The sequence below is a fragment of the Limosilactobacillus kribbianus genome (assembly GCF_026413145.1).
Lineage (GTDB): Bacteria > Bacillota > Bacilli > Lactobacillales > Lactobacillaceae > Limosilactobacillus > Limosilactobacillus kribbianus.
On sequence record NZ_JAOVYZ010000030.1, the window covers coordinates 1 to 23,270 of the forward strand.

The following is a 23,270-nucleotide window of genomic DNA, read 5'->3' on the forward strand; positions in this document are numbered from 1 at the left end:
AGGCCACCTAATTAGTAACCGCGATTACTACTTAGGTGGCCTTAAAATTAACGAATTACTTTTCAAACGACATCCTGTAAGAACCGACCACTAATTGTCAAGCTCTTAACTTAATGACATTGGTTCCAATGCCCCGGGTCTTCATTATCGATGACCCTAGTCCTAACGCCTTTGCGACCGGGAATGATCCCCAACACGCCGCAGTGGCTGCCACCACGGGCCTTCTCCAGATCATGAATCGAGAGGAGCTTGAGGGCGTGATGGGCCACGAGATGAGTCACGTGCGCAACTACGACATCCGCTTGCAGACGATGGCCTTGGCCCTATCGGCGGCCATCTCCGTCCTGGTAAACTTTGCCGGGAACTTCTGGTGGTTTGGTGGCCGGAGTAGTGATAGTGACGATGATGATGCCGGTGGTGTTTTGGCTATTTTCGGTTCCATCCTGTTGATCATCCTGGCGCCACTGGCAGCGACGATCGCCCAGATGGCGCTGTCACGGAACCGGGAGTACCTGGCGGATACCGGATCGGTTGAACTGACCCGGACCCCCATGGATTGATCTCAGCTTTAGAGAAGCTCAAGGATGCCCAGCCGATGAGGGCGGCGGATCCGAATAGCTCGGCCCTGTATATCAGTGATTCAGAGCGCAATGCCAAGCACCGGCGCTTTGCCCACCTGTTTGACACGCACCCACCGCTGGATGACCGAATCAAGCGGCTAGAAGAAATGTAATGAAAACGGACGTGATCAGTTAAAAACCGATTGCGCCCGTTTTAGTGTGTTTCAATTCGATAACACATCCGCCTTTTAATCGCCTTTGCCAGGTGAGGGTGCTATAATTAATTAGTTAGACGAAAGTATCAAAAGAAGAGGTAGCTTTTCCATGAAAATGAAGTTAGCGGAAATTGCCAAGGCAATTAACGCGCAAAACAATATTGACCAATGGCAAGATGTTGAGTTGACCAGTGTATCCTTTGACAGTCGTCACCTGGACCGCGGAGCACTCTTCGTTCCCCTGCAGGGGGCCCAGGACGGTCACCGCTTTGTGGCTAGTGCCTTTGCCAATGGTGCTGGTGCATCACTGTGGGCCAGTGATCACGAGATTATGGACCATGACCACCCACTGCTGGTGGTTGACGATCCATTGAAGGCCCTTCAGCAACTTAGTAAGTATTACCTGCACAAGATCAACCCAATGGTGGTTGCCGTCACGGGTAGTAACGGTAAGACGACTACTAAGGATATGATTGCCTCAATCCTGAGTACCCAACTGAATGTCACCAAGACCTATGCTAACTTCAACAACGAGATTGGTGTTCCGGTTACCCTGCTCAACATGGAGGCCAATACGGAGGCCGTTGTCGTTGAGATGGGGATGGACCGTTTTGGTCAGTTGGACTTCCTAAGTAAGTTGGCATCACCAGATATTGCGGTCATCACGATGATTGGTGAGGCCCACATTGAGTTCTTCGGTACCCGTGACCGGATTGCTGATGCCAAGATGGAGATCACCAACGGCTTAAAGGAAGACGGCACCCTGGTTTATAACGGGGATGAACCGCTCTTGAATGAACGGGCCGCCAAGATCGACCAACGTCTGGTGCGGTTCGGCCGGCACCTTGACGACGACCTCTACGCAACGAGTGTAGAGGAAAAGCCACGTTCCCTGACCTTTACGGTTAACGAATGGCCAGACCTGCAGTTTACGATCCCGATGGTAGGTGAGTACAACGTTAACAACGCCCTGGCAGCCATGGCGGTTGGCCGTTTGCTCCACATCACGCCGGACCACATCAAGCAGGCCCTGGCTAATGTTGAGTTGACGGAAAACCGGGCAGAATGGGTTACTGGTGAAAACGGCGAGCAGATTCTGAGCGATGTTTACAACTCCAACCCGACGGCGGCTAAGCAGGTCCTCAAGACGGTAGCCGAGATGCCAACTGAAGGTCGGCGGATCGCGGTCCTGGGTGACATGTTAGAGCTTGGGGAGACTTCAGCCCGGCTGCACGCTAGTCTGGCGGCGCAGATTGACCCTGCTAAGATTCAGGAAGTCTACCTGGTTGGAAAGCAGATGATAGCCTTAAAGGACCGATTGCAAGAAGACGGCTATCCAGCAGCGGCCATCCACTATTACCAGGCTGACCAGCTGGACCAGTTGACTGCGGATCTGCAGGCAACCCTGACGGCAAGTGACCTGGTTCTGTTGAAGGCGAGTCATGGAATCCACCTTGAAAAAGTACTGGACGCAATTGAAAAAAAGCAAAATGATTAATGGTGCGCGGGGCTGTGACATTGGTTGCAGCCCCTTGCCCGTATCTTTTAGGAGGAAATTTTTTGAAATTTAGCGAATTAGGCTTGTCAGAAAGTTTATTGAAAGCAATTAAGCGGAGCGGCTATGAAGAGGCCACGCCAATTCAGGAACAGACCATTCCAATGGTATTGGATGGTCAAGATGTGATCGGTCAAGCCCAGACAGGGACCGGTAAGACGGCCGCATTTGGGTTGCCGATTATCGAACACGTTGACACTAAGGACCCGGATATCCAGGCCCTGGTGATCTCACCAACCCGGGAATTGGCTATCCAAACCCAAGAGGAACTGTACCGACTGGGGAAGGATAAGCATGTCCGGGTTCAGGTAGTCTATGGTGGGGCCGACATCCGCCGGCAGATCAAGAGCCTGAAGCAACACCCACAGATTCTGGTGGGGACGCCAGGACGGCTTCGTGATCACCTGAACCGGCACACGGTCAAGCTAGGCAACATCAAGACCCTGGTACTGGATGAGGCCGATGAAATGCTCAATATGGGCTTTCTCGATGACATTGAGGCCATTATCAACCAGACGCCAAAGGACCGGCAGACGTTGCTCTTCTCGGCGACAATGCCACCGGAGATCAAGAAGATCGGTGTTCAGTTCATGACTGACCCAAAGATGGTACGGATCAAGGCTAAGGAGCTGACGACGGACCTTGTTGATCAGTACTATGTTCGCGCTCGTGATTACGAGAAGTTTGATATTATGACCCGGCTGATTGATGTTCAGGATCCTGAATTGACGATTGTCTTTGGCCGGACCAAGCGGCGGGTCGATGAACTGTCCAAGGGGTTAGTTGCCCGGGGCTACAACGCGGCCGGCATTCATGGCGACCTGAGCCAGGACCAACGGACCAAGATCATGCGGAAGTTCAAGAATGGTCAGTTGGATATCCTGGTTGCAACCGACGTGGCGGCTCGGGGATTGGATATCTCCGGGGTTACCCACGTTTACAACTACGATATCCCATCTGATCCCGACAGTTATGTTCACCGAATTGGTCGGACGGGCCGGGCCGGACACCACGGAATGTCACTGACCTTCGTGACACCAAATGAGATGGACTACCTTCACGAGATTGAGAAGCTGACCCGGGTCCGGATGCTGCCACTGAAGCCACCAACGGCCGAGGAAGCCTTCCGCGGTCAAGTGGCCACGGCCTTCAACAACATTGATGAACTGATCGCTCAGGACACCACCGACCGTTACAAGGATGCTGCAGCTAAGCTCCTGGAGACCCATGACGCCACCGACCTGGTAGCTGCTCTGCTTAACGATATGACCAAGGAAGCAGCCAGTGATGTTCCGGTTAAGATTACGCCAGAACGGCCACTGCCACGGCGTAACCGTCATAACCATTCACGGGGCAACAATGGCCACTACCGGCATCGTCACGAAGGCCACGGCCGTCGAAATGGCTACCGTTCCCACCGGCGCAATGATCACCATGGTAATAGTCACTCCAGTCGCCATTCATTTAATATCCGGCACCGGAAGGAAGACTAAGGGTAAACAAAAAATGCGAACCACGCGGAAAATCCGCTGGTTCGCATTTTTTTATTTCCCGTAATTCTTGGTTCTTGAATTCTTGCAGGTTGTGAGCAGTTGGGTTTAAGTTAGCCCAGCGCTTGGTCAGGAATTCGTCATTCATCCGGTAGTTTGGTTGTGGCTGCTTGGTGGAGATAAATTGATTGGTTGCCCGATCAAACTTAACCCAGCCGGCCCAACCGATGTGGATGGTATCTTCCATGAAGGCTGGCTTACTACCGTCATGGGAGAGGTCCAGAACGTGGGTGAAGCCTTGTTCACGCAGTTGGAACTTGATCTTTTCCACGGAACGGTAGTACATGTTCATGTCCAACCCAGTGTACTTTTCCCACTTAGCGTTAACTGGTGGGATGACGAAGAGAACGTTTGAATTGGTATTCTTGAACTCGTTCAAGACGACTTGTAAGTCACCATATTCTGGTGAAGCCGTGTAGTTGAACTTCCGTTGAGAACCTGCCAACTTGTCCAGGTCTGGCTTGACCCGCTTGTCGTAGAAGGCATTGCGGATGCTGAACTCGTTGTTGTTAGAGTCCCGCTTACCAACCCGTTCAGCTTGCTTGTACAAGCGATCGTAGTTGTACTTCTTTGGCAGCCGGTTGACGTTCGGCAGGATGTGCTTCTCGTAGTTCTGGTTGATCTGCAGCTCGGAGAAAATTGAATCCTCATGGGCCAGGATGTTAACCCGGCTGTTGATGACGAAGCGGTCCCAAGAACTGAGTGAATGGCCGGCCGCAATCTTCCGGGCCCCAGCACCGACTGTTCCGTCATCACCGATCAGGGCGATGAGCCGCTTAGCAACGTAACGATCGTATGGTGAACGCGGGTTAGCGTGCTGCAGCCAGGTCAGGTTAGCGTATGAACCGTTGTAGTACTTGAAGGCCGGTGCCTGAACCCCCTGCTTGGTAAACCACTGTGGGGAGATGATGTAGACCGCCTTTTGGTCCGTCATCTGGTTCTCCATTGAGTTGATGTTGAAGAACTGCGGTAGTGATTGGGTACCGCGAGAACCAAAGAGAAACGGCGTGTAGTTGTGATAGCGAGCAGCCATGACGGACGGGTGATAGCGGTCCATCCGGCGCAGCTCACTGGAACCGAAGAAGGGCACAAAGTTAGCCTTTTTGTCGTTTAAGGCCTGTTTCTTCAGTGATTGGTTCTTGAAGATAACTGGACTCAGGGAAACAGCGGCCTGTTTTTCCGTCTGCAGCGAGTGGTTCTTCTTAATTGGCAAGGAGAACAGCAGCAAGACCAGGACAAAAGCAAGAATTACCGGGCCGAAGATCGACCACAGCCGCTTGCTGTTATGCATTTTGTAACTCCTTTACCCGTTGTTCGATCTTTTCGATAGTGTTCCATTGGCTCCGGTCAAATTCAGAAACTGGAACTTGGATGTCAAAGGCGTCTTGCAGACCCAAGAGCAGGCTAACCGTTGCCATGGAATCCAAAAGACCAGAAGCAAAGAGATCTTGACTAGCATCGCTGAAGTCAGATGCGTCACGGCCAGTTGCGTCAGCTAAAATGTTAATAATTTGTTCTTGCATGATAAAATCCTCCTAAATCTTACTCAGCTATTTGCTCAACAGGTAGGTGTTTAAGAAACCGCTGAAAATCAAAAATGTGACCATTACAAAGTTAAAGGTGATGAAGATGGCAACGCCGGTCGTCAACTTGTTATGTGGCAAGTTCGGCAGGTGCTTGCGCTTGTACCGCAGCCACCAGTCGTTGGTGACGAGGGCGAGGCCATGAATAATTCCGTATAGAATATAATACCAGGTAATTCCGTGCCAGAAGCCCATCAGGGTCATGTTCAGCATGTAGGCTGTTGATGACAGGGCGTTCCGGTTCTTAAACCACCGCTTCTTGGTAGCCAGGAAGACGAACCGCATAAAGATGTAGTCCCGGAACCAGAAGGACAGGCTGATGTGCCACCGGTTCCAGAATTCCTTGATGTTCTTGGACTTGAACGGCTGCTTGAAGTTCATCGGTGACTTGACACCCATGAAGTAACTGATTGCAACGGCAAAGAGTGAGTAACCAGCGAAGTCGAAGAAGAGGTACAGACCGTGTGTACATGACCCCAACCATGCTCCATGAAATCATGTGAGGCTGGAGGAGGGCCATCCGCTCAAAGTGCGGTAGGAAACGTTGACCAAAGAAGTAACCGATGACGAACTTGTATAAGAATCCCAGGAAGAGGTAGAAGATTCCTTTGTTCACCAGGGCCAGGTAGGCTTCCCGACTCGGCACCTTCTGGTAGTCCTTGGAGAAACGCCGGTAACGATCGATTGGCCCGGATGTCAGGGTTGGCATGAAGAGCATGAAGCGGATAAACTTCCATGCTGAGATGTCCTTAACCATCCCGTCACGGGTTTCGATGATGGTTCCGGCCGCCCGGAACGTCAGGTAACTGATCCCTAAGAAACCAAGCGGTGAGTTGTGACCAACCATTGCCGGAGTCAGCTTAACGATTACCAATGGGGCAATTGAGAGGGCCACCATCAGGTAGAAGACGCCCGACGCGTTATTCTTTTGCCGGTAATGGTGATAGTACATCACCAGACAAGTTTGCCAGATGACGTAGACAATCAGTGAAATTCCCTGCTGCCAGCTGTCACCGTCGAACATCAAAAAGATGAAGATGAAGCTGATCAGGGCCTCGTACCAGCTGAACCTTTTACCGAAATACAGGCCAATGCCAAGGGGTAAGATGGCGAGTATCAGGTAGAAGAAGTACATCGGGGTCCCATAGGCACTGAAGTTAGGTAGGCTAGCAATCCAATTAATCATTACTTGTTAGCCTCGCTAATCAGCTGTTTGACGGCAATCTTACCATTTGCCGACATTGGGAAGCTTTCCCGGTAGATGAACTGGGTTGGCATCATGTATGGCATGATCAACCCGTCGAGGCTCTCCCGGATGGCCTTGGTCAGGGCTGCCGGATCATCAGGTTGTTCCTTTGGGATGACGTCGGCGATCAGGTGGGTGACCTTACCGTCCTTATTGTACTTTGGTACGGCAACTGCCTGCTTGATCAGCGGACTCTTTTCCAGGCTGGCGCGAACTTCGTCTAGTTCCACCCGGAAACCGTGGAGCTTGATCTGGAAGTCCATCCGGCCCTTGTGGTGGAGCAGACCATCGGCGTCGAGAATTCCAGCATCCCCGGTCCGGTAGGCCTTTTGACCGTTGAGTTCGAAGAAGGCCTTGGCCGTCTTCTCTGGATTGTTCATATATCCCTGGGCGACACTGTCACCACTGATGATGATCTCACCCTGTTTACCGGGTTCCGTAATCTCCTGGTCGCCATTCCAGATAGAAAGTTTGATCCCCGGTTTGGCGTACCCAACTGGCAGCCGGTCATTGTTGGCGACAATTTCCGGGGTGATCTCAACACCTGAGATGGCCACCGTAGCTTCAGTTGGACCATAAGTGTTGAAGATCTTGGCATGTGGGAAACGCTGCTGCAGGTTCTTCGCGGTCTTGACGGTCACTTCCTCACCACAGAACAGGAAGAACTTTAATCCCGGCATCTGCTTCTCGCTGAAGGCTGGACTGAGCATCAGCATGTCCGCAAATGATGGGGTACCGACGAAGACGTTGAGGTCCAGGTGCGGCAGGGCGGTGAAGAGCTTACCGAAGTTTTCCACCACGTCATGTGGGATGGCCTTGATGGTGCTGCCACTCAGCAGGGCTGGCCACCAGTACATGTTTGATAAGTCAAACGAGTATGGGGGCTGTCCCAGGTAGTTGACGTTAGCGGGCAGCTTGAAGTCGTCACCGAGCATCCAGTCGATGAAGGTCCGCAGGTTGTCATGGCTAACCTCGACCCCTTTTGGCGAACCGGTTGTCCCGGACGTAAACAGGATGTAGGCCAGTTCGTTGCCGCTAACCATTTGATCAGCTGCCGGCGTGAAGCCCTGCTTGTCTTTCAAAATGTTCATCAGCTGGTCCTTGGTGATAACAGTCGCGTCAGTCGTGACCTTATCGCTTGGGAAGTTGTCAATGGCGATAATCATTCCTGGCTGGGCCGTGTCAAGAATTGATTGAATCCGGGGCAGGGCGGAGTCAGTTGAGACCGGGATGTAAGGGTGGCCGGTCTTCAGAGCAGCTAAGAAACTGACGATCATCTCAACTTGGTGATCACCAAAGACCAGGATCGGTGTTTGCTTGGCAAGGTCCTGCTTAGCCAACCATGCAGCCAAGGTATTGGCACTGTTAGCCAGCTCACCGTAAGTGGTGGTTGTCCCCATCTCATCATAGGCGATGCGTGCGGCGTTTTGCTGGGCGCACTCATCGAACGATGTCACAATATTTTTGGTCATAGTTTCCTCCATTATTAGAATTCATTATAGATAAATGGTTCTTGACCAGCACCATAATATCCGTATAGATAGACTAAAAGGAGAATCACGACAAAGTAAAACACCGTCTTCAGCGTGAAGCTTAGGGCGGGGTGTTCTTGCGTAAATTTTGTCACGTTCTAGTCCTCTCCTCTCGAAACGTGCCAGAAGCACTGGCGATAGCTTAGCATTATATCCCAACAGGAACCATAATTCCTGAAATCTTTACTAAAACTTCAAGATTTGATCGGATATAATTCTAACCTTTACATTATAACCATTTTAGCGCTCAATAAAATAGTAATTAGTAATTGACTTACGGTAAACGTAGTAAAAATGATCAATTGCAAGTTATAGTAATTTTAGCTATGATAATGATTTGAACATTATAAGGAGGGGACAGGATGATTGAGGGACTTGGTATTGATTTAACACCGCTAGAACGGGTTGACCGACTAGCTAAACGGCACCCCCAGTTTGTTAACCGGATCCTGACGCCAGGCGAGCAGGAACAGTACTACCAATTCAGTGGTCAGCGGGCCGTGGAATACCTGGCGGGTCGCTGGTCGTTAAAAGAGTCTTTTGGTAAGGCCATGGGAACTGGCATCGGTAAGACGGTCGGTTTTCAGGATGTTGAGATTGTCGATAACCAATCAAGGGCGCCGGTGGTAACCCATTCGCCGTTTGCCGGTCGGGTTCACGCCTCAGTCAGTCATACTGCCACCTTAGTGATGACGGAAATAATTTTAGAAAGTGAGCATGAAAAATGATTAGTGGTCGTTTACGAAAAACAACGTATCAGGTTGACTTAGGGGCCCTGCGGCACAATATTCAGGCACAGCGGGCGGTCCTGCCTGCCGGGAGCCGGATTTTTGCGGTAGTGAAGGCTAATGCCTACGGACACGGTTTGGTCCCGGTTGCCCAGGCGGCCCTGGCTGCTGGTGCCACGGGAACTTGTGTTGCCATCCTGGATGAGGCGTTGGAACTGCGGGACAACGGGATCAATGCCTTAAGCCTGGTCCTGGGAATCACCCCGGTCGAGTACGCCAATGTCGCAGCGATGGCGGGCGTGTCACTGACGGTGGGCTCCTTGGATTGGCTTCAAGAATACCATCGTCTGGCCCAAGTTAACCACTGGACCAAGCCATTGAAGGTTCACCTCGGTATTGACACGGGAATGGGCCGGATCGGCTTTACCGATATCGACCAGTTTAAGCAGGCTGTGGAACTCTTGAAGAGTCCGGAGTTTGAATTTGAGGGGATGTTCACTCACTTTGCGACGGCTGACAGCACCGATCAGACTTACTTTGATAAGCAGGTAACCCGTTGGCAACAGTTCGTTGACAGCCTGGATGAGCTTCCGCCATACGTTCACATGGCTAACTCAGCAACGGGAATGTGGCACCGGGAACTGATTACGGCCAACACGGTGCGGATGGGAATCTCCATGTACGGTCACAACCCATCTGGCTGTGATATCAAGGAAAACTTGGGCCTTCAGCCGGTCGGCACCTTCAAGACAGCGATCAGCTTTGTCAAAAAGCTCAAGACCGGGGAATCAGTCAGCTACGGGGCAACCTACACCGCCAAGGAAGACGAATGGCTGGCGACCCTGCCCGTTGGTTATGCGGATGGGTACCCACGTTCACTGACCGGCTTCAAGGTAATGGTAGATGGCCAGTTCTGTCCAATCGCCGGGCGGGTCTGCATGGACCAGATGATGGTCCGGCTGCCAAAGTATTACCCCGTTGATACGCCAGTCGTCTTGATGGGCAAGTCGGGCCAGCTGGAACTGACCCCAACCGACTTGGCCAAGCAGGTAGGAACCATTAACTATGAGATCCTGACTGGGATCAATAACCGGGTTCACCGGGTATACAAGAATTAGGCTCCGCTTCTTTGATCTAAAGAAAGCCGTGACTGGGGATTGACAATCTGCCCGCAGGTTTGTAAAATAGTGGAAATTGATATGAGTCCTTTAATGTAGCCCCGTGAGACTGCAAAGGACGTTCGAACTAAATAGAACCGCGCACTATGCGTGTACTTTTGAGAAGCCTTAGGGGACGAATAGGACCCTAAGGCTTTTTGCTTTCAAATCAAGGAGGAGAACAATTTGGAAGAACAACAGCACGCACATATTTTTAGTGTTCCGATGAAGAGTCGGAAGACGACGCGGTGGGACATGTTTGCTACCTGGGTCGGGGCCAACGCTAACAACGGGACCTGGTTTGTCGGCGGGGTCCTGGCCGCGTGTGGCTTTGCCCTGGCGATGAAGGCCCTGGTCCTATCATCAGCCCTTTCCTACGTATTCTTGAGCCTGATCGGTTACATCGGCTACAAGACCGGGGTTTCGACGATGAGTATTAGCCGGGCATCGTTTGGTGAGCGCGGGAGTTACCTGCCTTCTCTAGTTAACATCACCCAGTTTATCGGCTGGACTGCAGCCAATACCTTCATCGCTGCTCAGTCCGTTAGCATCCTCTTCCACGACCTGCTCGGCTGGCCGGTCTGGGGTAAGCACGGTGGTTACCTGGGTCTTGTTGTCGGGATCCTGATCATGAGTGTCCTCCACATCATCAGTGTTTCCAGCGGTTCCCGTTCCGTTCAGATGATCGAACGGCTGGGGATCATCCTGGTGCTGATCTTCGTGATCTGGGAATCAATCGCTGTCTTCCGAACGGTTTCACTGGGTCAGATCGTCCACTGGCAGGTGCCAGCCCACGCCAAGATGGCTACTGGGGCCGCCATTGACTACGTAGCCGCTTTTAACCTGGCCTGGGTAACCGCGGGAGCCGACTTCACCCGGTTTACTGCTAAGCGTGGCAACGCCATCTACACGCCATTCTTTGGGGCCCTGTTTGGGGTAGTTTGGTTCGCCTTCATCGGTTTGATCTCCACGATCAGTATTGCGATCTCAAGCGGGGTCTATGATGCCAACAACTCCGATCCATCGACGATCGCCAGCAAATTAGGCCTGGGAGTGGTTGCCCTCCTGGTCATCATCTTAACGTCGATGACGGCCAACGCGGTCAACCTGATGGCTGCCGGTTCTGCTCTGTCCAATATCTTTACTAAACTGCGTCTGAAGTACTCACTTTGGATCGTGGTGCTCCTGGCAACCATTGTGACCTTCATTCCGATGTTTGTCGGCAGCTTCCTGACCACCTTTGAGTCCTTCCTGGATTACGTGGGGATGGTCCTGGGGCCAACAATTGCCATTATCTGTACTGACTTCTACATTCGTGCTCACCGGCAGTACAATATTAACGAATTGGGGAAGGTAAACGGAAAATACTGGTACCATGGTGGTATTAATTGGATGGCAATGATAACATTTGTTTTAGGAGTTGCCTTCTTTGTTGGCGTCCACCAGCTGCCACTGTTTGCCAATACGATTGGGGCCACCTTTGTTGATATGGTCCTGAGTGGCTTGCTGTACTATGTATTGATGCTGTTTGCGGATCGAAAGGAAGCATAGCTATGCTGATTAAGAATGTTCATATTGATAACCATGAAGAAACGTCCGATGTTCGGATTGTTAACGGCAAGTTTAAGGAAATCGCCCCGGAATTGACGGCGGTCGACAACGAACAGGTGATTGATGGTAAAGGGAATGTCCTCTTGCCACCATTCGTGGACTCGCATGTCCACCTGGACGCCACGCTGACGGCAGGCCAACCGGAATGGAATGAAAGCGGGACCCTTTTTGACGGGATCCGGATCTGGAGTGAGCGTAAGCAGGATCTGACCAAGGAAGACGTTAAGAAGCGGGCCAGAAAGACCATTGAAAACATGGTGGGGCATGGGATCCAGCACGTCCGGAGTCATGTTGACGTTACCGATCCCCACCTGATTGCTGCCCAAGCTTTGCTGGAGTTGCGTGAGGAATTAAAGGATCAGATTGACCTCCAACTGGTTGCCTTCCCCCAAGAAGGAATTCTGAGCTATCTCCACGGTCGTGAACTGATGGAACAGGCCGTCAAGGAAGGGCTGGACGTTGTTGGTGGGATTCCACACTTTGAATTCACCACCGAATACGGTTGGCAGTCAGTTCACTTCCTGATGGCGCTGGCCGACAAGTATGACCGGCTGGTAGATGTTCATTGTGATGAAATCGATGATCCCGCATCTCGGAACCTCGAAGTGCTGGCTACCGAGGCTTATGAGCGGGGGATGAAGGACCGGGTCACTGCCAGCCACACCACGGCGATGGGGTCCTACAACAATGCCTACACCTACAAGCTGTTCCGCCTGTTGAAGATGAGTGACATTAACTTCGTCTCCAACCCGCTGGTTAACGTTCACCTTGGCGGTCGCTTTGACACCTATCCAAAGCGGCGGGGGGTAACCCGGATTAAGGAACTGACCAACGCCGGCATTAATGTTTCCTTCGGTGAAGATGACGTTCAAGATCCGTGGAATCCACTGGGCAATGGTAATATGCTCGATGTAGTGACGATGGGTGTCTACATTGCCCACCTGATGGGTTATCACCAACTGCAGGATGCCTTTAACTACGTGACCTACAATGGTGCCAAGACGATGCACATCAGTGACCAGTACGGAATTGAGGTCGGCAAGCCGGCCAACTGTATTCTCCTTAACGCTGCTGACTTCTACAATGCCCTGAACAAGCACGTCGAGGTTCTCTACAATATTCGTCACGGTAAGATCCTGGCCGAAACTAAACCGGCCGAAACGAAGATTAATTTGAAGTAGTATGAATGACTAAAATGCCGCTAGCTGGTTGAGCTGGCGGCATTTTTGCGTCCCTAATCTTTAAGAAAATCTGTAGTTGTTTAATCTTTAATTTAATACTCTGTAAATGTGTCAAAATGCGACAAAATCATGATATCGTATTACTTAGCAAAAGAAGTATTTTATTTAAAGGCAACTAAAAATAGGTGTTCCCCCCTATGACTAATGCTGATAGATAAAAGTAACACTAAATGCTGTTTTTATAGTTTGATTGATCACAGGAGGATGGATGAAATGCTATCAAAAAAGAACGCAAAATTAATGATTCAAAAACAACAACCGCGCAAGCAACGCTTTGGTATTCGGAAACTTAGTATTGGTGTGGTATCAGTACTCCTTGGCTTATTGTTTATCGGTGGTGGACACAGTGCGTCCGCTGACGACCAGGTAGGAACTGATGCAACGGTCGTAACGGGTACGGTGAGCAGTGCCCCAGCAAGTGCCCAGCCGGTAGCTAGTGCTGTGTTGCCAACCTCAGCAGAAGCGGCCAGTGTGAGCAGTGCCGATACTGTAGCAGATACTAATGTGATCACATCAAGTGCTGCTAATAGTGCGGTAGCTGATACCCCATCGCTTAGTGCTCCAGTAACTAGCCAGGTGGTGTCAAGTCAACAACCAGCAACACCCGTAACGAGCGATGCGGTAGTTGGGAGCGACCCGGTAGCCAGTGACCAGCCAGTTGATTCTGTGGTGCCGGATTCACAGGTACCAGTGGTTAGTGATACACCAACTATTGATAGTGGTTCTGGTGAAAGCACTGCACCAGGAGAAGGCCTGCCAGGAACTGGTGATACTGGTGAAGTAGTGACACCGCCAGCAATTGACCAGCCGGGTGAGACAGAAGCTCCTAAGGATGGCGTGCAGACGGTTGATAAGATTCACACTGACCAGATCCTAAAAGACAAGTATGGAATTGATGTGAACCACCTTGATGCCAAGAGTGTCCTACTGTTAGCATCACTTTTCCACATCTTTGCCAACGAAGCTAATTTAGGCGCTGATGTGAATGGGAACATTGCCGTCGGGATCCTTAACAGTAACGTTGATTTTGGAACTCGTGGAGATTCCATTCACTTAACTAAGGGTGACATCTACTACATTCAACAACTTAATACTGGATTGCAGAGTGGATCATTCCGAAATGAGCTCTTTAATCATGTAATATTCGGTAAGGATGTCAACGTCGAGATTATCAATGGCCAGGTGTACGTCAACGGTAACCACATGGTCAACTTAAAGCCTGAAGAGGTCTTCAAGGACGGTGCCGGGACAAACTACATTGACTTCCCAGCACTCTTCCAACGATTACTTAATGCGGCTGGCTTCTACGCAAGTCAGGAAGAATCGGCAGGGGTAATCAAGGACTTCAGCGACATGAATGATCGCTTTATCGATGTTTCCAACGCGGTACCTAAGGACAACGTTATCTATGTAAATATTCCGTTTGAGTACCTCAATGCACCGCAGCCGATTAAGATCTATGGACTTTCAAGCAAGGTTAATGGTCCAACCGTGGTAATTAATGTAATCGGAATGCCAGCGGGGAGCGAAGTTTCAATCCATACGCAGGTTAAACTCTACTATGATGATGAAAAGAACAACCACGTTAACCCTGGGGAAAGTCATGCTCATCCGAACCATATTTTATGGAACTTTGGTGATAGTGCAGCTCACATTGTGATTCAGAGTGGGTACTTCATGGGAAGTATCCTTGCCCCAAATGCAACGATAACGGCGAACGTAAATGTTGATGGTAACATTATTGCCAACATCGTTAACATCAAGGGCGGGGAAAGTCACAAGTGGGATATTCATCCGGTAGAAGAGTTTGTGCAACCAACGGATCCACAGCCAACAGACCCGCAACCAACGGACCCGCAACCAACGGACCCACAGCCGACAGATCCGCAACCAACAGATCCGCAACCGACGGACCCACAACCAACAGACCCACAGCCAACAGATCCGCAACCGACGGACCCACAACCAACAGACCCACAGCCAACGGATCCGCAACCAACGGACCCACAGCCGACGGATCCACAACCAACGGATCCACAGCCAACAGATCCACAACCAACAGACCCACAGCCAACAGATCCGCAACCGACGGATCCACAACCAACGGACCCACAGCCGACGGATCCACAACCAACAGACCCGCAACCGACGGATCCACAGTCAACAGATCCACAGCCAACAGATCCGCAACCGACGGATCCGCAGCCGGAACCGACGCCGGATAAGGATCCTGTTCCTTCGACTCCTGAGTCAGCAACGCCAGCGAAGCCTGATGGATCTCACCAGAGTCAGCCGGTTAAGCTTACAAGTCAGGATCCAGTAGTGGTGGATACGCCATCATCGCAATTCCAAACAGTGGCAGCACCCGCAAGTGCTATAGCTAAGGCCGAAGATGAAGCCGTTGCCCTTCCGCAAACGGGGACAGATAATCACGGTATCCTGTTAGGCATTGCCCTGGCAATCACAGCTCAGTTGATGATTTGGGGACTGGTTCAGCCCAAAAAGAAGAAAAAGTAAATAACTAATAAAAAAGCATGTTACCGCTCGCGATGAGCTGCAACATGCTTTTCCTTATGATTAATATCCTTGATGGAGATCTTCAACTTCGGGAACCTCAAAGCCCTTCTTGATCAGTCGCTTGACGACTTTTTCCATCTTTTCGTGGGTAACGTCAGCGGGAAGGGTGAACAGGATCTGCTTGACTGATGAATGCTGGGGGTCAAATGAGAGGACATTGACGATTTGACAGTAGCGGGTGATTTCCTTGGTAGCCGTCATCAGGGCTCCCCGTTCGTCAGGTGCAACCACAGTCAGAACGTAGCTCCCGTTGTTGACGTTCCAGCCTTCTGCTAGGACCCGGAGCAGGCTGTTATGGGTCAGGATGCCATAGAATTGGTTATTCTCATCCAGAACGGCAATGTAAGGCAAGTCGCGGATCGCGAAGAAGACTGAGAAGAAGGCCGAGTTAATGGAAACAAACTTGGTGGCGTTCTTGAGGAGGGCCGTCACCGGCAGGTTCATGTCCCCATTGCGTGATTTATGCCGGTAGAGGTGCATCTTATAGATATTGCCACGGAAGATCTTGCCGGATTCGTCCAGTACGGGAACACAACGGTAGCCGGTATTCTCCAATACCGTTAGTGCTTCGGCAAGGGTGGCGGTTTCTGGAAGGGTCGTCAGGGTGTCCTTTTTCTTGATGAGTGAACTGAAAATCATGGTATTATTCCTCTGTTTCGTTTCTAAGTGCACTAAACATCATAACACAATTTTAGCACTGTCATGAGAAAACAATGAGAATGACTTAAGAATTGTCGTTAGCGGATGGCGATTATTTTGGTTTCAAAATCAGCGAGCGTATAATATAGATCAGAATACATCGCTGGACGGGGGGTGATCTCCCGTGCGGCCTTTTTGCATTTTCGACAGTGAAGGGATGGAGAAAAATTATGAAGATGATTGTTGGTTTAGGAAACATTGGGACCCGTTATGATGAGACCCGTCATAATACCGGTTTTATGGTTGTGGACCAGTTGGCTCGCGACTATCACCTGGGCGCTTTTAGCCACCTTAAGCAGGAGGCCGTTGCGGTCAGCGGTGTGATTAATGGTGAGAAGGTTATGCTGGTTAAGCCAACGACCTTCATGAATGATTCTGGTCGGGCGGTTGGCCCATTAGTTGACTACTATGGCCTTGACCTGGCCAACCTGGTAATCGTTAATGATGACCTCGACATGCCAGTTGGTCAGATTCGTTTGAAGACCCACGGGGCTTCAGGTGGTCACAATGGCTTGAAGAGTATCATCAATGCCCTGGGCACCAAGCAGTTCAACCGGGTTAAGCTCGGTATTGACCACCCTCAACACGGAACGGTGGTCAGCCACGTCTTGGGTAAGTTCAGTAAAGAAGAACGGCCAAAGTTTGATGCAGCGGTTGAGCAGGCTGAACATGCCCTGGAGGACTGGCTCAAGGGTGAAGACTTTGCCCAATTAATGAATGACTACAATTAGCCGGCAAACTATTTTAGGAAAGGAGTGATCAACGGTGAAACTTGAGAATTTTATGGAAAAGACGCCAGCGTTTAAGAAAATTGTTGACCAGCTACACCCGGCCACCCGCCAGCTGATCACCGGAATCTCGGGTTCGGCACGGGCACTCCTTTTAGCGGCACTTCAGGGAAAGCAATCACGCCCACTCCTGGTAGTCACGGATAACATGGCCCACATGCAGGAACTCGCTGATGATCTTGGCGGCCTAGTTGGCGAGGAGCTAGTCTACCAATTCCCCGTTGAGGAGGTATTGGCAGCCGAAGTAGCCACCAGTTCACCGAACTATCGTCTGCAGCGGGTCCAAGCATTAGCGGCCCTGGGTCAAGGGGATAGTGCGATTGTGGTAACTTCGGCGGCCGGTTTACGTCGTAATGTGGTCTCCCCACAATTCTTCGCGCAGGCAACCCTGAAGGTAAAGACCGGGGGCGAGCTGGATCCCGAGAAAGCCCGTGGCCAGTTGAGTGCGATGGGCTACCAGCTCCAGAAGATGGTGCTTCGGCCAGGTGACTTTGCGGTGCGGGGGTCAATCATCGATATCTATGCCCTGAACACGACGGATCCCGTCCGGATTGACCTCTTTGATACAGAGGTGGACTCGCTGCGGTACTTTGACGCCAGCACTCAACGTAGTATCAAGAACGTCGACAGTGTTGAGATTCTGCCCGCTACCGATTTCATCCTGCCCCCGGCCGAGTTTGACCGGGTCGAAAAGGCCGTAGCGGACCAGTACCACCAGCTGTTGGCTAAGTTGACGGACACGGATGATGACATTCGCCAACAGGTGGATAATCGCTTCAAGCCAATGCTGACATCCCTTAAGCAGCACCGCCTGTCTAATGACTTGCAAGAATTCAGCGACCTGGTTTACCCTCAAGCCCACTCCCTACTCGACTACCTGCCGGATAATGGGGTGGTTTACCTTGATGATCTCGGGCGGATCAAGCAGGTGGCTAAGCAAATCGCAGCCGAGGATCAGTCCTGGCTGGCCGACAAGGTAAAGTATCATCAACTACTCACGGTTCCGGAGTTAGGAAATGATCTTGAGCAGCTGATTAAGGACGATCAACATGGCCAACTCTACGGGGCGCTCTTCAAAAAGGGAATGGGGAACCTCCGCTTTAACCAGCTGGTCGAACTGACCACCCGGCCGATGCAACGCTTCTTCGGTCAGATGCCCCTTCTAAAGACGGAGCTCCAGCGCTGGCTTGATCAAGGTCAGACCATCGTCTTAATGGCTAACAGTAAGGTACGTCGGGACCAGATTGCCCGGACCCTGCACGACTTTGATATTGACGCGTCCGAAACGGGCATCGATGCCCTCAATGTCAATACGGTCCAGCTGGTGGCCGCCAATTTGAATAACGGTTTTGAGATGCCCGCGGGCGGCCTGGTGGTTATCACTGAGGGTGAAATGTTTAAGCAGGTCACCAAGCGCCGCCACCGTCCTCAGAAGCTGGCCAATGCGGAGCGGCTTAAGAGCTACACGGACCTTAAACCGGGAGATTATGTTGTCCACGTCAACCACGGGATCGGGATCTTTAGTGGGATCCGAACGATGGAGGTTGACGGGGTTCACCAGGACTACATGGTCATCAACTACCGTAACAATGCCCAGATCTTCGTACCGGTGACCCAGCTGAACCTGGTTCAAAAGTATGTGTCGTCCGAATCAAAGATGCCCCGGATCAACCGCCTCGGTGGTAATGAATGGGCCAAGACGAAGCGGCGGGTGGCTTCTAAGGTTGAAGACATTGCTGACGAGCTGGTTGACCTCTACTCAAAGCGGGAAACAGCTAAGGGCTATGCCTTCCCGGAGGACGACTACCTGCAGAAGCAGTTTGATGCCAACTTCCCGTATACGGAGACGCGGGACCAGTTGCGGAGTATTAACGAAATCAAGCAGGACATGGAAAAGGCTAAGCCGATGGACCGGCTCCTGGTCGGAGATGTCGGCTATGGGAAGACCGAAGTTGCCATGCGCGCCATCTTCAAGGCGGTTGCGGGTGGTAAGCAAGTGGCCTTCCTGGTGCCCACCACTGTTCTTGCCCAGCAGCACTACGACACCATGACCAAGCGGTTTGCGGGCTTCCCAATTAAGATTGCCTTGATGTCACGTTTTAAGACCAATAAGGAGCTTAAGGAGACCGACGCTGAGCTAGCAGCTGGTAAAGTTGACGTGGTCGTGGGGACCCACCGGATTCTTTCCAAAGATGTCCGCTTCAAGGACCTCGGTCTGGTGATTGTTGACGAGGAGCAGCGCTTTGGGGTCAAGCACAAGGAGCGCCTCAAGGAGTTAAAGAACAACGTCGATGTCTTAACCCTGACGGCGACCCCGATCCCGCGGACCCTTCACATGTCAATGCTGGGAGTGCGGGACCTCTCCGTCCTGGAGACCCCACCAGCGGGACGTTTTCCAATTCAGACCTACGTCATGGAACAAAACGACGGTGCCATTCGTGACGGTATCATGCGTGAAATGCAGCGTGGGGGCCAGGTCTACTACCTCCACAACCGGGTTAGTGATATTGAAGAAACCGTCGCTAAACTGAAGGAGCTTGTTCCGGAGGCCGCCATTGGCTATATCAATGGTCAGATGAGTGAAAATGAACTGGAGACAGTCTTGTACGAGTTTATCCAGGGTAACTACGATGTCCTAGTAACGACCTCGATTATTGAGACGGGGGTCGATATTCCCAACGTCAACACGCTTTTTGTGGAGAACGCGGACCGAATGGGGCTGGCTCAGCTCTACCAGATCCGGGGGCGGATCGGCCGGAGTAATCGGGTGGCCTACGCCTACTTCATGTACCAGCCGAATAAGGTTCTCACTGAACTGGGTGAGAAACGGCTGGCCGCGATCCGAGACTTCACGGAACTGGGCTCTGGTTTCAAGATCGCAATGCGGGACTTGGCAATCCGGGGAGCCGGAAACTTGCTCGGGAAACAGCAGCACGGCTTCATCGACTCGGTTGGTTATGACCTCTACTCAGCCATGCTCAGCGATGCGGTGGCCAAGAAGCAGGGGAAGAAGATCAAGCCGACTGCCGATACCGAGGTTGAACTCGGGGTTGAGGCCTACTTGCCAGATAGCTACATTGATGACCAGCAACAGAAGATCGAACTTTACAAGAGTATTCGGCAGGCTGGTGACGATGCGGAACTGCTGGATATTCAGGGTGACCTGATTGACCGCTTTGGTGATTACCCAACGGCGGTCGGTAACCTGTTGCTGATCAGTAAGCTGAAACGGCGGGCCGACCTGGCACTGATTGCCCAGATTAAACGGCAACGGGATAACATCATGATCACCTTCAGTCCAAAAGGAAGCCGGTTGGTCAAAGCAGCGGAGATCATTAAGCAGCTAGCCAAGACCCACTTCAAGGCAACCCTCGGCGAAACCGATCAGCAGTTAACGGTTCGGCTGGTCATTCAACCAAAGATGACGACGGCGGACTGGCTTAACCAACTGTTAAAGTTTGTTGGTGGCCTGGCGGACGTCGTTCAGAATAGTAATCAGGCAGCATAAAAACGGAGGATTAATAAAATGCGATTAGATAAATTCTTAAAAGTTTCACGGATCATCAAGCGGCGCTCAGTTGCTAAGGAGATTGCTGACCAGGGGCGGATTCTGGTTAATGACCGGCCGGCTAAGTCATCGAGTAAGGTGGCAGCTGGTGATACCCTGACGATCAAGTTTGGTAACAAGACCGAGGTGGTTAAGATCAATCAGATTGTAGAGACCACCAAGAAGAGCGAGGCCGAAGACATGTATGAGATTATCGACGAGAAGTACGCCAAGAATTTTGATTAGTAATAGGCAGGTTGTAAAATTTAAGTTGACCTAAATATAATTTGTTATAGAAGTGGGGGGAAAAGAATACTCCTCCCGCACTAATATAAAAATTGCGGGTAGCTTCATCTTACAGGAAGCTTGATATGATAGCATTTAGGACCTAATCACAGGTTGTTACATACACGGGCATCCCCCAGGTGTGTTAGCACCTGTTACCTTTTACTTGTCGATGTTTTGTAGAATTCTATAGAGTTGTTGTCTTGATATTCCATACTTCTTTGCCAATTGAACTTTGGTTTCATAATTGTTGGTGTGATAGTCATTCACAATTCCTTTATAAACGAGTCTTCCTTCTCTATCATTTGAGTTAGGCGCATATTTCTTCATTCTACCCCTATATTTACCTTTTTGTTTGGCACGTTCAATCCCTTGGCGTTGTCGTTCACGAATCTTTTGCCTCTCATTCTCTGCAACGAATCCCATGAGACTGATCATCATATCTAATAAGAAATTGTCTACCAAGTCGTTCCCTGTGTGAGTTACAGGAAGATCATCAATCAATAGTTTAACTTTCTTTTCCTTGACTATTTGGACTAGTTTTTTAATGTCAGTGTAGTTTCTGCTTAATCGATCTAAGCTGACTACCTCTAACGTATCCTCTTCTCTAATGTAGTTAAGCATTTCTTTTAATCCTGCTCTTTCAGTGTTCTTCCCACTTTTCTTGTCCTGAAATATTTTATCTGCTTTTACCTGTTTTGCGCGATACAATTGTCTTTCTAAGTTCTGGTCTTTGCTACTTACCCTGGCATAAAATATTAGAGCCATTATTTCCACCTTCTATTTGTTACAGTAAATGTTACATTCCAATTGTTGATGACAGTATAACTCTGTATGTGACGGTGAAGTACACTCTATTTGGACAGAATAAAAATATTATTTAAAAAACTGGAGGTTAAGTATATTATTTTTGTGTCAAAAAACGTACAAATAAAAATGTAGTCACATTTTATTTCATCATGTGACTACACTAAAAGACAATTGTAGTCACATGGTGAAAATGTTGCTGTATTAGTATTATTAAGTGTGACTACATTTTTTAATGGCATTTTTGAATTGTAGTCACAAAATGTATTGTAATCTGTTATACTTTCACCAATAAGGGTAAGGGTGAAAAAATATGATAGAGAAATCAACAAAAGAGAAGTATATACGGGCTAGAGTTACTAAAGAGCAAAAGGAACAATTACAAAAGATTGCAAAAGACGCTAATGAAAGTGAATCAGAATACATACTTAATTCAATTCGTATGAGACAAGAAATGCCTCGAACTTTGTTGAATAAAATTTTGAAATTAAGTTTAAAAGAAAAAGCACAAGGTAATTTTGAAGAATTGACACTAGAGCCAGTTTTAGATTCTTTGGAAAACACGTTAGATCTAGTAAATGGTCTTGATAATAATGAAGAAAGCCTATTTTATGAAGAATTATTGGATTGGCTTATTCATTATGTAAAGATTTCTGGAAAGAAGAATACCAATGAAAGTAGTTACGAAATACCAGATGATTAGAGATCGATAAATAGTGTGATTTGCATTTGCTAGAATTATACATAATCAAATGTGATTACTTTTAAGGATAGAAAGTGTAAATTTATCATAACTAAAAAAGCAAGTAACCATGCATGTTGAACACGATTGTTTGCCTTTGATTTCAATTATTCTCTTTAAACTTTGTATTATATATGACTATGGATGTATTTCTTGATAGTTATTTTGAGTTTGGGTATAATAAATAAATGAAAAGAGAGCAACGAGATTGCGGCTCGTTGCTCTCAATCGTGAATGTTCTGGAAAACATTTTGGGTAGCTAGCCTTTACGGTTAGCTTTTTTTATTATCTGAAAAGCCTTGGCAAACTGTACAGCTGCTTTGGATAGTATCCAGATAGTCACAGCCACTTGGACCGTGTCTGACCCTCCAGTCTTTCCTAGCTCTTGGCATGACCGGTCACCTCCGTGGTTCTGGATTAGGTGAGGGGTAACGCGTCATCCAAAGATTCACTTGGACCGAAAAACAAAGGTTGCAAAGCTTTATTCTTAGTCCTAAAGGTTATTATACATAAGGTGGTTACAGTATTTAAAGACCTTATGTATAAGCTAAAGTAGGGTGGATTTAAATATATAATTATTTCAAAAAAACTATTGACCAACTTTAATTATTATTATATAATTAAAAGGTATTTATAATCGGATAAATATATATTATTATAATAAGCGTCAGGTAGATCTCTTCAAGTAGAGTTCAGCCTGGCGCTTATATTGTTTTAATTTAAAACCCGAAATGTCAAATTAAGTTAGAAAAAAGCTAGTTGCTCATCGGTGACGTGCTTCATGAATACTTCAAGTGGTGTGCGGTAGTTCAATGACTTGCGAGGAATGTTATTCCGACGATGCATC

At 49.5% G+C, this 23,270-nt stretch carries 17 protein-coding genes and 3 pseudogenes; 12 read left to right on the plus strand and 8 right to left on the minus strand.

The window, feature by feature from the left end; translation table 11 throughout:
* Nucleotides 1-110: 110 nt before the first annotated feature.
* From OCT58_RS06995 to cshA, 3 genes and pseudogenes are all read left to right on the plus strand, one after another.
* Nucleotides 111-733: pseudogene (locus OCT58_RS06995) on the plus strand (M48 family metalloprotease); the annotation flags it as partial.
* A gap of 151 nt (nucleotides 734-884) precedes the next feature.
* Nucleotides 885-2,273: a UDP-N-acetylmuramoyl-tripeptide--D-alanyl-D-alanine ligase gene (locus tag OCT58_RS07000; protein WP_267202165.1), complete on the plus strand. Its 1,389-nt coding sequence runs from the start codon at nucleotides 885-887 to the stop codon at nucleotides 2,271-2,273.
* Between the two features lie 62 nt (nucleotides 2,274-2,335).
* Nucleotides 2,336-3,823, plus strand: a complete 1,488-nt coding sequence (gene cshA, locus OCT58_RS07005) for a degradosome RNA helicase CshA (RefSeq protein ID WP_267202166.1) — start codon at nucleotides 2,336-2,338, stop codon at nucleotides 3,821-3,823.
* Here cshA and dltD read toward each other — a convergent pair.
* From dltD to OCT58_RS07030, 5 genes and pseudogenes are all read right to left on the minus strand, one after another.
* Nucleotides 3,795-5,171 carry a D-alanyl-lipoteichoic acid biosynthesis protein DltD gene (gene dltD, locus OCT58_RS07010; RefSeq protein WP_267202167.1) on the minus strand — a complete coding sequence of 459 codons (1,377 nt, stop codon included), beginning with the start codon at nucleotides 5,169-5,171 and terminating at the stop codon, nucleotides 3,795-3,797. The two genes, cshA and dltD, sit on opposite strands and share 29 nt — an antisense overlap.
* A complete protein-coding gene (gene dltC, locus OCT58_RS07015) occupies nucleotides 5,164-5,403 on the minus strand; it encodes a D-alanine--poly(phosphoribitol) ligase subunit DltC (RefSeq protein WP_267202168.1) in 240 nt (79 codons plus the stop codon). The genes dltD and dltC overlap by 8 nt, the downstream gene beginning before the upstream one ends.
* A gap of 27 nt (nucleotides 5,404-5,430) precedes the next feature.
* A pseudogene (dltB, locus tag OCT58_RS07020) lies at nucleotides 5,431-6,649 on the minus strand (D-alanyl-lipoteichoic acid biosynthesis protein DltB).
* Nucleotides 6,649-8,181, minus strand: coding sequence for a D-alanine--poly(phosphoribitol) ligase subunit DltA (gene dltA, locus OCT58_RS07025; RefSeq protein WP_267202169.1), 1,533 nt, complete (start codon nucleotides 8,179-8,181; stop codon nucleotides 6,649-6,651). The pseudogene dltB and the gene dltA overlap by 1 nt, the downstream one beginning before the upstream one ends.
* A 14-nt stretch (nucleotides 8,182-8,195) precedes the next feature.
* Complete coding sequence (locus tag OCT58_RS07030) at nucleotides 8,196-8,336, minus strand: teichoic acid D-Ala incorporation-associated protein DltX (RefSeq protein WP_104689021.1); 141 nt, start codon at nucleotides 8,334-8,336, stop codon at nucleotides 8,196-8,198.
* A gap of 267 nt (nucleotides 8,337-8,603) precedes the next feature.
* Between OCT58_RS07030 and acpS the strand changes: the two genes are divergently transcribed.
* The 5 genes from acpS to OCT58_RS07055 all read left to right on the plus strand — a co-directional run bounded on the left by acpS (nucleotide 8,604) and on the right by OCT58_RS07055 (nucleotide 15,495).
* Nucleotides 8,604-8,969, plus strand: coding sequence for a holo-ACP synthase (gene acpS, locus OCT58_RS07035; protein ID WP_267202170.1), 366 nt, complete (start codon nucleotides 8,604-8,606; stop codon nucleotides 8,967-8,969).
* Entirely contained in the window at nucleotides 8,966-10,087 is a 1,122-nt protein-coding gene (gene alr / locus OCT58_RS07040) for an alanine racemase (RefSeq protein WP_267202171.1), read from the plus strand. Before acpS ends, alr begins: the two co-directional genes overlap by 4 nt.
* A gap of 264 nt (nucleotides 10,088-10,351) precedes the next feature.
* On the plus strand, nucleotides 10,352-11,677 hold the full coding sequence (locus OCT58_RS07045) for a cytosine permease (RefSeq protein WP_438361119.1): 1,326 nt from the start codon (nucleotides 10,352-10,354) through the stop codon (nucleotides 11,675-11,677).
* Between the two features lie 2 nt (nucleotides 11,678-11,679).
* Nucleotides 11,680-12,918: a cytosine deaminase gene (gene codA / locus OCT58_RS07050; RefSeq protein WP_267202173.1), complete on the plus strand. Its 1,239-nt coding sequence runs from the start codon at nucleotides 11,680-11,682 to the stop codon at nucleotides 12,916-12,918.
* A 273-nt stretch (nucleotides 12,919-13,191) separates the two neighbouring features.
* The gene (locus OCT58_RS07055; protein ID WP_267202174.1) at nucleotides 13,192-15,495 is read left to right on the plus strand and encodes a collagen-binding domain-containing protein; all 2,304 of its coding nucleotides are present in this window, start codon (nucleotides 13,192-13,194) and stop codon (nucleotides 15,493-15,495) included.
* 60 nt (nucleotides 15,496-15,555) lie between these two features.
* On the opposite strand, the gene cbpA is transcribed toward OCT58_RS07055, so the two are convergent.
* Entirely contained in the window at nucleotides 15,556-16,194 is a 639-nt protein-coding gene (gene cbpA, locus OCT58_RS07060; RefSeq protein WP_267202175.1) for a cyclic di-AMP binding protein CbpA, read from the minus strand.
* Nucleotides 16,195-16,424: 230 nt separating this feature from the next.
* On the opposite strand from cbpA, the gene pth reads away from it, so the two are divergent.
* The 3 genes from pth to OCT58_RS07075 are packed head-to-tail and all read left to right on the plus strand — an operon-like array spanning nucleotide 16,425 to nucleotide 20,835.
* Nucleotides 16,425-16,985 (plus strand): aminoacyl-tRNA hydrolase, encoded by a 561-nt coding sequence (gene pth / locus OCT58_RS07065; RefSeq protein WP_267202176.1) that lies wholly within the window; start codon nucleotides 16,425-16,427, stop codon nucleotides 16,983-16,985.
* Nucleotides 16,986-17,037: 52 nt separating this feature from the next.
* On the plus strand, nucleotides 17,038-20,550 hold the full coding sequence (gene mfd, locus OCT58_RS07070; protein ID WP_267202179.1) for a transcription-repair coupling factor: 3,513 nt from the start codon (nucleotides 17,038-17,040) through the stop codon (nucleotides 20,548-20,550).
* Nucleotides 20,551-20,568: 18 nt separating this feature from the next.
* Nucleotides 20,569-20,835: an RNA-binding S4 domain-containing protein gene (locus tag OCT58_RS07075; protein ID WP_267202177.1), complete on the plus strand. Its 267-nt coding sequence runs from the start codon at nucleotides 20,569-20,571 to the stop codon at nucleotides 20,833-20,835.
* 201 nt (nucleotides 20,836-21,036) lie between these two features.
* Here the strand turns inward: OCT58_RS07075 and OCT58_RS07080 are convergent, their stop codons facing one another.
* A complete protein-coding gene (locus OCT58_RS07080) occupies nucleotides 21,037-21,642 on the minus strand; it encodes a recombinase family protein (protein ID WP_267202178.1) in 606 nt (201 codons plus the stop codon).
* 352 nt (nucleotides 21,643-21,994) lie between these two features.
* Between OCT58_RS07080 and OCT58_RS07085 the strand changes: the two genes are divergently transcribed.
* Complete coding sequence (locus tag OCT58_RS07085; protein WP_085719410.1) at nucleotides 21,995-22,384, plus strand: hypothetical protein; 390 nt, start codon at nucleotides 21,995-21,997, stop codon at nucleotides 22,382-22,384.
* Nucleotides 22,385-23,167: 783 nt separating this feature from the next.
* Here the strand turns inward: OCT58_RS07085 and OCT58_RS07090 are convergent.
* Nucleotides 23,168-23,270: pseudogene (locus OCT58_RS07090) on the minus strand (IS30 family transposase); the annotation flags it as partial.